This is a genomic window from Planctomycetia bacterium, assembly GCA_021413845.1.
Classification (GTDB): domain Bacteria; phylum Planctomycetota; class Planctomycetia; order Pirellulales; family PNKZ01; genus PNKZ01.
In genome coordinates, this window is sequence record JAIOPP010000122.1 from 19,003 (window position 1) to 30,607 (window position 11,605).

Sequence of the window (11,605 nt, forward strand, 5' to 3'; positions counted from 1 at the left end):
TTTAGATGATAGCAGTATCGAATAATTGCGTAAACACGGAGCTTGGCACACTCCCGGGGCGCTGCGGCGAGCCGCTGCCGGCAATCGCCCGACGCCGGCAACGGAAAATCTTGCCCAAAACCTTCCGGCCACGCCCCGCTCATAACCGATACAACCGATAACCGTCGTCTCGATTGGTCTCTGGTTTCGTATCGATTTTCATTTCGGGCTTGGGTACTGCGTGCGCCGCGTCCGGTCGTTTCATTGCCGTGTCGGTCTGAGGTGGATGTTCGTCGCCGCGGCGATGAGCACCGCTCTCGGCGCGCACCTTGTCGTCGGGCAACAGCCGGTCGGCCCTGCCGCTCCTTCGCTCGAAGCCCCGTTCGTGCGCCGGCAAATCTTCGTCGGTCTGCCGACCTCGCAAGAAAGCGCGAGCGGACAACTCTTCTTGGCCCCGAACGTGAACGTCGGCAGCGTCGTGGCGACGGGTTCGGTCCCGGGGCAAGCGCAGTTTCGTCAGAGCGCGTTGAACGACGACGTGACGAGCCAAGTTTTGCAAACCAACTCCGAGCAAGACGCGAACCCACCTCCCGGTTCGATCCTCGGCCCGTCGGAAATCCTGCCCGGCCCCGACGGCATCTTCGCCGCTCCCGGCACGACGACGCCGATCTTCTCCGAAATCATTCAACAGCCCGCTCCGGTGCCGGTGACGGGCCTGCGCGCTTGGCTAATGAGCAAGCGTCCTACAGGAAGCGGCGGCCTCGGCCGCGAGCGACTCGCCTTCGCGCCGTTCGAGATCGACGTTTCCGCGCCGAACCCGAGCATGCGAGCGCGGCTCGTTTCCGTGCGCGGGGCGCAGTATCCGGATCGGGCCGAGTATCTTTGGGCCCGCACCGTCAACGGCCGCGGACCGAAGCTCGCCGAGTCGGGCCTCGACTATCAAGAGACGCGCTTCCAGATGGAACTCGGCAGCAAGCGCTTTTCGACGGCCACGGAGATTCCGATTCGCTTCACGAATCCCGATGTGAATCAAAACCATACGAGCATCGGCGACATGAACCTCACGGTGAAGACCGTGTTGCTCGACGGCAAAGTGTGGCAGATCACGCAACTGTTCCGGAGCTTCTTCCCGACCGGCTCGCCGAGCATGGGGCTCGGGACCGGCCACGTTTCGTTCGAGCCCGGCTTCCTGGCGCGCTACAACTCCTGCGACAAGACCTATTACCACGGCCAGCTCAAGTACTTCTTCCCGGTCGGCGGCGATCCGATGTTTCAAGGGCAAGTGCTCACATACGGGGTCGGCATGAGCCACATCTTGTTCGACAGCGACGACTTCTGCGTGCTGCCGACGATGGAGCTCGTCGGCAACTACATCGCCAACGGATTGCGAACCCAGCCGAACGGCGTCGTCGCCGATGCCGCCGGAGAACACATCTTGGCTCTCTATCCCGGCTTCCGCGTAGCGCGCGATCGCGGCAGCGAACTCGGCCTGCTCGAATGGGGCATGAGCATGGGGCTGCCGATCACCGGCCCACGCTTCTACGACAGCATCTTCCGCTTCGACTTTCGCGTCCATTTCTAAGCGGGTTGCAACACTGCACGGCCCGACGACTTTGGGATAAACTCGTAGCCGTCGCTACGTTTCATCCCGTCTCCTTCGTCGAACGCATTGCCATGTCCGACGCGAATCCTGCTCGCGATGCTCAGCGCAACCCCTCGTCGGCTCCCGACGAAACGTTGCTCTTATCCCTCGAGCTGCAAGCGCAGCTCCGGCTCCGGCCCGACGACGCGCGCCTCCGCTACGAAGCCGGCGAACAGCATCGCCGCGGCGGGCGCCTTCAAGCCGCGCGCGCCGAATTCGCCGAGGCCGCGCGGTTGGCCCCTCGGGTCTCCGCGGCCCATTTCCAATTGGCGAATGCCGACTACGCCCTCGGTCGCTTCGAGGAGGCGGTCGCCGCTTACGAGCGGTCGCATGAACTCGATCCGCAAGCTTCGACCGCAAACAACCGAGGCAACGCGCTCGCGCAAGTCCGGCGCATCGACGACGCAATCGGGGCATTCGAGGCGGCCCTGCGGCTCGATCCGGAGTTCGTGCCGGCCTACGTGAACCTCGGCCAAGCCTACACGGCGCGGGGCGAGTTCCAGCAAGCGATGAACTTCTTGATGCAGGCCCTCTCGCGCAACCCGCAACATCCGAAAGCGCAGGCTTTGCTCGGCGATGCGCTATCGGGCCTCAACAACTTCGAGTCGGCCGTCGATTGTTATGCCTACGCGGTCCGGTCGAATCCCGACGACGTCGATGTTCGGACCAGCCTCGGCGTCGCCCTCACGCGACTCGGCCGGTTCAAGGAAGCGGCGGAGCATTACACGCTTGCGCTGCAGCGCCGGCCCGACGATCCGCTCTTGTTCAACAACCTCGGCGAAGTGAATCGGGCCCGCGGACAAATCACGGAGTCGCTCTTTTGTTTCTACAAAGCGCTCGAGCTGAACCCGCAGCTCGCCGAGACGCACAGCAACATGCTGCTGACGATGCAATACGATGCGTCGGTATCGTCGGAGCAGTTGCACCACGAAAGTCTGTTCTGGTCGCAACGCCATGCCGCGCACATCCCGCGCACCACACACACCGGTCGCGATCGCAATCCCGAGCGGAAGCTGCGCGTCGGCTTCGTGTCGGCCGATCTCGGTCGGCATCCCGTCGGCCGATTCCTTGAGCCGGTGCTCAAGCATCGCGACGCGACCGGCTTCGAGACGTTTTGTTACTCCGTCGGGCAGATCGAAGACGAGCAGACCGCGATCCTGAAGACAGCCGCCGATCATTGGATCACCGCAGCGGGCCTCTCAAACGACGCGCTGATCGAGCGCATTCGCACGGATGAAATCGATCTCTTGATCGATCTCGCCGGCCATACGGCCGACCACCGGCTCATGGTATTCGCGGCGAAGCCTGCGCCGGTGCAAGCCGCCTGGGCGGGCTACTCCGGCACGACCGGCCTTAAGGAAATCGACTACGTGATCGCCGATCGGTGGACGGTGCCGCGTGAGGAAGAACCTTACTTCGCGGAGCGCGTCGTTCGGCTGCCGAACTGCTATGTCTGCTTGACGCCGCCGGAGCCGGACGTGCCTGTCGCCCCCTTGCCCGCGACGGCGAGCGACCGGATCACGTTCGGCTGCTTCAACAACTTAGCGAAGATGACGCCCGCGGTCGTCCAACTGTGGGCCGACATCTTGCGAGCCGTGTCGGGCTCGCGGTTGTTTCTCAAGACGAAGGCGCTCGGCGATCCCGGCGTGCGCGAGAATGTCGTTCGGATGTTCGGCGAACAATTCATCGGGGCGGATCGGCTGCGCCTCGAAGGTTCCGCGCCGCGCGAGCAACTCTTAGCCGCGTACGGCGAAGTCGATATCGGACTCGATCCGTTTCCGTTCAACGGCGGCCTCACGACACTCGAAGCGCTCTGGATGGGAGTGCCGGTCGTATCGCTGCGCGGGAACCGCTTCGTCGGCCATGCCACGGAAAGCTTTTTGCAAAACATGCAGCTCGGCGATTGGGTTGCGGCGACCCGCGCAGAGTATCTCGCAACGGCGCAAGCCTGGGCCGGTGATCGCGCACGGCTCGCGGAACTGCGCAGCACCTTGCGCGACCGGATGCGAAACTCTCCGCTCACGGCCGCGGAGCCGTTTGCGCGCAGCTTCGAAGCGGCGCTCCGGACGATGTGGCATGCTTGGTGTCTGGAATCGGCTTAGCGAATTCCCGATTTTTCTCCGCGCGTGCGGGTGCTGACCGCTCGGGCGGCGTTTGTTAAAATGCCGACCATGTCGAAAAAAGAAAACGAAGAAGAAGGCGAAAACGAAGGTTGGATCGACTGGTTCGAAGAGGCCGCCGGATTTTGGATCGGCGTGGCGGTCATCGGGTCGAGCCTCGTCGTGCCGGCCGTGTTTTGGATCGCCACGAAGTTCTTCGGTTGGGAACCTCCCGAGTTCATCAACGAATGGATCGACTATTTCGGCGCTTAGCCGGCCGCGCGTTTTGTTTTTCGTCTCGCCGCCTCTTGCAGTTTTTCGGAGATGTACGATGCGCTATGAAATGAGTTTCGGCGACCTGGGTGCCGCGAAGTCGCTGCCGCCGGCCGCGACGACCAAGTTTCGCATCGCCATCCTCGGCGACTTCTCCGGCGCAGGGAACTCCGGCCGCTTAGACACAGGCGACGACCTCGCCGCGCACAAGCCGCAATCGGTCGACGTCGACAACTTCGACACGATCTTGAAACGGATGAAGATCAAGCTCCACCTGCCGCTCGCGGCCGACGGCGGCGCGGTGGAAGTGCCGCTCGCCGAGATCGACGACTTTCATCCCGACCAGCTGTACGACAACGTCGAAGTGTTCAGCGAGCTCTCCGGCCTGCGCGACCGCTTGAAGAACAAGGGTTCGTTCGCGGCCGCGGCGAAGGAACTGCAAGCTTGGCGCGGCGAACTCGGCGACGATGCCGGCGCTTACGCCAAGCCGAAAGACCGCAGCTCGACGATGCCGCACGGCAAGCTGAGCGACTTCGCGCGGCTCGTCGGCAGCTCGGCCGAAGAGCGCGAAGAGACGCCGGCCGATGAGTTGATCAAGCAGATCGTCGGGCCGTTCGTCACGGCTGCGAAAGATCCTAAGCAAGATGAGATGGTCGCCGCGGTCGATGCCGCGCTCTCGGAAGCGATGTGCCGCGTGCTGCACCATCCCGATTTCCAAACCCTCGAATCGTTGTGGCGCTCCGTCGAATTACTCGTGCGTAAGCTCGACTCCGGCAGCAATCTCCAGATCGTGTTGTTCGATGTGTCGGCCGAAGAAGCCGCGGCCGATCTGAGCGCGGCCGAATCGCTGAACGAGACGGGCCTGTATAAGCTGCTCGTCGAGCAACCGGCGCTCGATGCCCAGCAAGGGGCGTTCGCGCTGATCGTCGGAGGTTACACCTTCGAGCAAACTCCGCCGCATGCCGAGCTGCTCGGGCGGATCGCGAAGATCGCGACGGCGGCCCGCGCGCCGTTTCTCGCGGCGATCAGCAACGACTGTATCAAGAAGCTCAAGCCGGACGAGATTCATCCGCTGATTAAGGAATCGTGGGAAGCGCTGCGCGGCTTGCCCGAAGCGAACTATCTCGGGCTCACGGCTCCGCGCTTCATGCTGCGCTGGCCGTACGGTAAGAAGACCGAGCCGATCGATTCGTTCGCCTTCGAGGAGTTTACTCGCCGCGAAGGGGTGAGCGGAATGCTGTGGGGCAACGGCGCGTTTCTGGCCGCGCTCTTGCTCGGCGAGACGTTTCAGAAGCAGGGGCTCAAGGCGATGAAGCTCGGCTCCGTGCTCACCGTCGGCGAGATGCCGTATTACTACTACACCGATTCCGACGGCGATCAGGTCGCGCTCCCCTGCACCGATCGGCTGTTGTCGGAAGCGTTGTGCCAGCATGTGACGGGCCAGGGCTTCATGCCGCTGGTGTCGATCAAAGGCCGGCCCGAGGTTCGGCTCGCGAGCTTCCAATCGCTTGCCGGCAAGACGATCTTCGGCCCTTGGTCGAGCGAACAAATTACGCCGTCGTCGATGTCGACCTCGGGCGGCGCGAAGCCTGCGGTGGCGGGGAGCGCGAAGCAGGCCGAACCGGAACCGGCCCCCGTGGAAGAGAGCGCCGCTCCGGCCGTCTCGGCAGCGGAAGCAGCGAGTGCCGATGCGGAACTCGACGCGCTCTTGGCCTCGCTCGGCAGCTCCGACCCGGCACCTGCGGCAGCGGGGGGAGACGAAATCGATCCCGAGCTCGCGGCCCTGCTCGCCGATTTGTAAAACCCGGCGGCGACCGTACGCGACCGAGCTATCTCCGATTTATCTCGAAGCCTCGTCCGCTTGTTCGGCCTCGGCTTTGTTTTCGAGCCGGAGGCGCATCGTGTGGATTTGCTTCTTGAGCCCTTCGAGCGTTTCGTCCATCGCCATGAACTCGTCGTCGTAGCTCCGCTCTTGGCCGGCGTCTTTCATATCTTTCAGATGCCGTTTCACGCTCTCGTCTTGCGCTTCCGACATGCTGCCGACGATGATGCCGATGAACAAGTTCAACATGATCATCGTGCCGAGGAAGACGAAGCTGATGAAATACAGCGGCGCAACATAAGGCCGAGCCTCGGGCTTCGTCGGAATATCGGTGATGTTCTCGAAGCCCGGATAGACGTTCGACCCGAGCATCTGGATGTCCATGATCGCGGTCCACTCTTCGAGCGTGACCACGCGAAACAGCGACAACATCGCGTTCGGCAAGTCGCGAAAGTGAACGGGATCGTTCGCACCGAACAGATGCACCCCCATTACGCCGTAGATGTAGAACGTGAGGAAGAGCAGGATGCCGACGTAGAACATCGACGGGATGCTCTTGATCATCGAGTCGGCGATGAGCTGCAAGCGCGGGATCGTGGTGACGAGGCGCAAGGCCCGAATCACGCGCGCCAACCGGAGCACCGTGGCGAAGCCGATATCGAGCGGCAACACGCAAATGACCGTGATGATGAAGTCGGCGACGTTCCAAGGATCGAGAAAATACTTATAGAACTTCGAGCCGTACTGCGCCATCTTCAGCCCGGCCTCGACGACGAAGGCCCAGACGATGATCGTGTTCAGGGCATCGAAGATGTGGTCGTATTTCGCGGTGAGCGACGGTGAAGTTTCCAACCCGACGAGCGCGCCGGCCGCGACGATCAACGCCAGCACGCCGTATTGAAACCCCTTGGAATTCACGAACAGACGAATTCGCTCTATCATCGCAACCCTTATTCGGAAACCGATTTTCTAAAACTTCGCACCGCAGAGAACGTACGCCGCAGCGAACGAAAATCTAACAGGCTCAAACCGCGGATTCCAGAGTCGCACGGGAGAAATAGCCTGAGTGCAGGCAGCGGAACATCGCTTCGATGCCGGCAGTCGAAAAGGATGAAAATCGATCGATCGATGGTTTTGCGAAACACGAGCTCGCACGACATCCGAAGTTGCAGGGTTGATAAGCAGGCGACGAACGGAGAAAATCGAAGTTCGCTTTGCTTCCGAATCGTGAAGGGACAGGCCTCTTGAACGCGCATCACAATATCCAGTTCTTGTTTTCCGCGATCTCGGTCGCCGCAATTCAGCAATACTTGTTCGAGCGCGGCTGGCGCACGCGCGAGGCACCCGGAACCGACCGGCTGTATTTCGAAAGAACCGGCAATGTGGGGGAAGAGGGCTCGACCGTTTGGAGTTGGGCGACGAACGAACATCCGAAGTTTCGCTCTCAGGTCCCGAACATCGTCTTCACGCTCAGCATTTTGGAAAGCCGTCCGGCGTTGGAGATCGCCAACGACATCTTCGCCGCTCGGAACGAAAAACCATCGCCGAAAGCGGAAGCGGCCGCCCTGCCGAAGCCGCCGGCTTCGACCACGGTAAGCAACGAAGCGACGTCGGAAACGATGCGGCGGTGCGTGCTGCGCTTGTCGCGGGCGACGGCGCTGATGATCCCCCTCGACGTGCTGGATGAAAAGGTCGACATCGCGGCCGGCGACGTCGTCGAGATCGTCTATTTCGGGGCGACGAATTCGGAGCTCGATCTCGAAATCGGCGACGGCGTGATCCAGGTTCGCATTCCGCAATCCGCCGGCGTGCGGCTGCTGCAAGGAGTCGCCAAGCCTTGCCTCGGCGAGCGCTGGTCGGCGATGCGCATCGTGCGTGAGGAGCTCACGCAACTGGAGGACGTCGGCGAAAGCAAAGCGGCGGCGGAACTGCTCGACGCTCTCGGCCCGACCTTGGCCCGCATCGACTTCGAGCTTGAGCCCGCCGGCGAAAGCGGCGCGAGCATGCAGAACGCGATTCGTCGCCAAGCGGCGGTGCTCGCGAGTGGGCTCGCCCGCCGGCTCGACGATACGCCGCGAGCCCGGCAGGTCGTGTGGCGAGCGTGCGCGAAGCTGATTTATCCGGTCGGCTTGCGCTTGGAGCTGACGAACGTCTCGGTCGACGAGCTCTTTACCGCCGCCGCGACCGACGAAGAACTGAGCCCGCGGAAGACGCTCGCGTGGCTGAAGGAACACGGCGTGGCGATCAACGGCGAGTAGACACGCCGCGCGGCGGCCGCGCTAGCCGACCATGATCTTCGTCGTGGCGGGCTTCGTGATCTGAATCACACCGGCCCAGGTACACATGCATTTGCTCGCCGAGTCGAGGGCGGGCATTCCTCGGAGCAGGGTCTTCGGAGCGCCGGGTGCCCAAGGGGCTGGAATCACAGGGACGCAGGGCATCGGCGTCAGCACGCCGAGCGCGGCGGCCGTCGCGGCGGCGACCGTCGGGTTGGCGATCGATTTGCACATGCCGAACGGCGGGATGTTCGCGATCGGGACGTTGTCCATGATGTTCGCCCCCGCCGGACCATCGGTGAGTACGAGCGGCGGAATGACGATCAACGACGACGGCACGGCTCCGAACGAGCATTTCATCATCGCACCCATCGCTACTTGCGGCGGCATTTCGCTCACTCCTGACTCAACGTCGCTCTCTTAGTCCACCCTGCCGGTAGTCCACCCTTCCAAGCAAGCGCTACTTCTTTCCCGTAGAAGGGGTCGGCGATTTCGACGGCGTCGGGGTCTTCGTTTCCGGCTTCTTCGGTCCCTTGCCGTCGGTGTCGTCGCTCTTGGTCGTCGAGCCGACTTCGGCCGAATACTTCTCGACGACCTTTACTTCGATCGCGCTGTAGTTCTTGCCGGTCTGGTTCTTCAAGCCGCGCATCAGGAGCTTGCGGATCACTCCATCGTTGCCCGGCAGCTTATTTCCGTCCTTCTTCAGGAACTCGAAATGCAGGTTCGTTTCGCTTTCGGCCTGCACCTGCCCCTTAGCGAATTTGAGGCTGTTTCGTTCATCGGCTTGGAATAAGTCTTCGAGCTTCTTGAGGTCGGCCTTTTTGAACTTCTTCTTCGCGTCGACGAAGACTTTCCCTTCGGCCGAGTCGAACGCCGCGCCGCAGTACTGCCACTTCTTTTTCTTGAAGCAGCCGGCGAGATCGTTTCCCTTGGTCTTATCGTCCGAGAAGTCGACTTCGGAATTGAACGAACCGCTGAGGATGCTGATTTCCTTCACCGACACCCGACCGACGGTCATCAGCTGCTTGGCGTGGATGCCGAGCCGCTTGGCGATCGACTCGCGCAGGTCGACCCGAAAGTCTTCGCACTTCCCTTCGATGAACTTGTTCACCTTGGAAAGCGCAGCTTCGGCCGCGGCATAGCCACCGGCTTGGCCGGCTTGGTCTTCGTTGTACTTCGCGATGACGAGCCGCAGCGCTTGCGCGAGCGGCTTGCCGAGAAACGTGTCGTAGCGATTGCAGACCTCGCGAACCGCCGCTTTGCCTTGCATCAGCGCCGCTTTCGCTTCGACTTCGGCTTCCGAAATCGCAACCCTGTCCGGATTTTTCGGATCACCCGAACTCTTGCCCGGCTTCTTCGGTTCCGACGGCCCCGGCAGAAACACCTCCAAGTCGATCTTCACCGGCCGTGCGTCGGTGATCGTCTTGACGATGTTGATCTCTTCGGACGAAAGCCCGAGCCCTCCCAATTCGAGGAGCTTCTCGTGAACCGATAGCGTCTGTTGTTTGGCGTCAGGGGGCATTGGGTGTCGGTCTCCTGCAGATACCGGGCCTCGCTAGCGGGCCCGTCTAACTATTCGAAATCGTAAGCGAACTCCCCTTCGGCGACGGAAATATGGATCCGGGCCGGCGGTCGGTTCTCCAACGTCCGATTGAGCAGCTCGACGCTGATCTTCGGCAACATCGTGTTCGTGAGAATCGCGTCGATCATGCGCCCGCCGCTTTCGAGTTCGGTGCAGCGCTTGGCGATCAGCTTGATCACGGCATCGTCGTACGTGAACGGGAGCTTCTGATTATCGTTCACGCGCCGTTTGATCCGGCCGAGTTGGAGCCGAATGATTTCGGAAATCATCGTATCGCTGAGCGGATAGTACGGAATCGTCACGATGCGGCCCAAGAGCGCGGCCGGGAAGACCTTCAACAGCGGCTCGCGCAACGCTTGCGCGATCGCTTCCGGTTCCGGAATCAGCTCCGGATCCTTGCACATATTCATGATCAAGTCGGAGCCGACGTTCGTCGTCAACAGAATGAGCGTGTTCTTGAAGTCGATCAGTCGGCCTTCGCCGTCTTCCATGATCCCCTTATCGAAGACCTGGAAGAAGATCTCATGCACGTCGGGATGCGCCTTCTCGACTTCATCCAACAGCACGACGCTGTAAGGCTTCCGCCGCACCGCTTCCGTCAGGATTCCCCCTTCGCCGTAGCCGACGTATCCCGGAGGGGCCCCCTTCAACGTCGAGACGGTGTGGGCTTCTTGGAACTCGCTCATGTTGATCGTCACGACGTTCTGCTCGCCGCCGTAGAGCGACTCGGCCAAGGTCAGCGCGGTCTCCGTCTTGCCGACCCCCGACGGTCCGGCGAGCATGAAGACGCCGATCGGCTTGTTTGGATTGTCGAGCCGAGCGCGTGAGGTTTGGATGCGCTTGGCGATCATTTCCATCGCGTGGTTCTGACCGATCACGCGCTGGTTCATCACGTTCGCGAGGTTCAGCACCGTCGCGAGCTCGTCTTTCACCATCTTTCCGACCGGGATGCCGGTCCAATCGGCGACGACCGACGCGACGGCTTGCTCATCGACGCTCGGCAAGATCAGCGGCGAATCTCCTTGCAGCGTCGCTAGTTCCCCTTGGAGCTTGTGCAACTCTTCGAGCAACGTCTTCCGCTCGGCTTCCGTCGGCGCGGCGGGTGCCGCAGGCGCGGCCGGAGCGGCGGCCGGCTTCGCCGTGGCGGCGGCCGCATCGGCTTGCTTCTCCAGCTTGCTCGCCGTCCCCTCGACCTTGCCGAGCGCGCCACGCAACTTACTGCGAATCTCTAAGATCTTGTCGACGAGATCCTTTTCGGTTTTCCAACGGGCCTCGAGCTCGACGAGCTGCGCTTTACGCGCGTCGCGCTTCTCCGTCGCGGCCTTTTCGCGAGCTTCCGTCTTCACGCCGACCGCCGTCTCGCGGCCGATCAACGCGAGCTCGGTGTCGAGCGCTTCGATCGCGCGGCGGCAATCGTCGACCTCGGCCGGAACCGCATGCTGGCTCACCGCCACGCGGGCCGAGGCCGTATCGAGCAGGCTCACCGACTTATCCGGCAACTGCCGGGCCGGAATGTAGCGATGCGAAAGCCGCACGGCCGCTTCGATCGCTTCATCGAGCACTTGCACGCGATGATGCTTCTCCAACGTGGAAGCCATGCCGCGCATCATCAAGATCGCCTTCTCTTCCGACGGCTCGCCGACCTGCACGACTTGGAATCGCCGCGTGAGCGCGGGATCTTTTTCGATGTGCTTCTTGTACTCGGCCCACGTCGTCGCGGCGACGGTGCGGAGCTTGCCGCGCGCCAGAGCCGGCTTGAGCAAGTTGGCCGCGTCGCCCGTGCCCGCCGCTCCCCCTGCGCCGACGAGCGTATGTGCTTCGTCGATGAAGAGAATGATCGGCTTCTTTCAATTGCATTTTGTACAAAAATGTTAGATGTACAGTATTTACATTGCGGATCATATTCATGGTCTGAAAGGTGATTAATTTTTT

The 11,605-nt window shown here is 61.9% G+C and carries 8 protein-coding genes and 1 pseudogene; 5 read left to right on the forward strand and 4 right to left on the reverse strand.

Annotation, left to right across the window (positions count from 1 at the left end; all coding sequences use genetic code 11):
- Nucleotides 1-283: 283 nt before the first annotated feature.
- From K8U03_21680 to K8U03_21695, 4 genes are all read left to right on the forward strand, one after another.
- The gene (locus K8U03_21680; GenBank protein MCE9607507.1) at nt 284-1,561 is read left to right on the forward strand and encodes a hypothetical protein; all 1,278 of its coding nucleotides are present in this window, start codon (nt 284-286) and stop codon (nt 1,559-1,561) included.
- A gap of 92 nt (nt 1,562-1,653) precedes the next feature.
- On the forward strand, nt 1,654-3,723 hold the full coding sequence (locus tag K8U03_21685; protein MCE9607508.1) for a tetratricopeptide repeat protein: 2,070 nt from the start codon (nt 1,654-1,656) through the stop codon (nt 3,721-3,723).
- Nucleotides 3,724-3,792: 69 nt separating this feature from the next.
- The gene (locus K8U03_21690; protein ID MCE9607509.1) at nt 3,793-3,993 is read left to right on the forward strand and encodes a hypothetical protein; all 201 of its coding nucleotides are present in this window, start codon (nt 3,793-3,795) and stop codon (nt 3,991-3,993) included.
- A 58-nt stretch (nt 3,994-4,051) separates the two neighbouring features.
- Entirely contained in the window at nt 4,052-5,794 is a 1,743-nt protein-coding gene (locus tag K8U03_21695) for a type VI secretion system contractile sheath large subunit (GenBank protein MCE9607510.1), read from the forward strand.
- A 39-nt stretch (nt 5,795-5,833) separates the two neighbouring features.
- Here the strand turns inward: K8U03_21695 and K8U03_21700 are convergent, their stop codons facing one another.
- Nucleotides 5,834-6,757 carry an ion transporter gene (locus tag K8U03_21700; GenBank protein ID MCE9607511.1) on the reverse strand — a complete coding sequence of 308 codons (924 nt, stop codon included), beginning with the start codon at nt 6,755-6,757 and terminating at the stop codon, nt 5,834-5,836.
- A gap of 272 nt (nt 6,758-7,029) precedes the next feature.
- Between K8U03_21700 and K8U03_21705 the strand changes: the two genes are divergently transcribed.
- A complete protein-coding gene (locus tag K8U03_21705) occupies nt 7,030-8,073 on the forward strand; it encodes a hypothetical protein (GenBank protein ID MCE9607512.1) in 1,044 nt (347 codons plus the stop codon).
- 21 nt (nt 8,074-8,094) lie between these two features.
- On the opposite strand, the gene K8U03_21710 is transcribed toward K8U03_21705, so the two are convergent.
- The 3 genes and pseudogenes from K8U03_21710 to tssH form a co-directional block, all read right to left on the reverse strand.
- The gene (locus K8U03_21710; GenBank protein MCE9607513.1) at nt 8,095-8,481 is read right to left on the reverse strand and encodes a DUF4280 domain-containing protein; all 387 of its coding nucleotides are present in this window, start codon (nt 8,479-8,481) and stop codon (nt 8,095-8,097) included.
- Nucleotides 8,482-8,551: 70 nt separating this feature from the next.
- A complete protein-coding gene (locus K8U03_21715) occupies nt 8,552-9,613 on the reverse strand; it encodes a hypothetical protein (protein MCE9607514.1) in 1,062 nt (353 codons plus the stop codon).
- 50 nt (nt 9,614-9,663) lie between these two features.
- Nucleotides 9,664-11,520: pseudogene (gene tssH / locus K8U03_21720) on the reverse strand (type VI secretion system ATPase TssH).
- Nucleotides 11,521-11,605 lie beyond the last annotated feature (85 nt).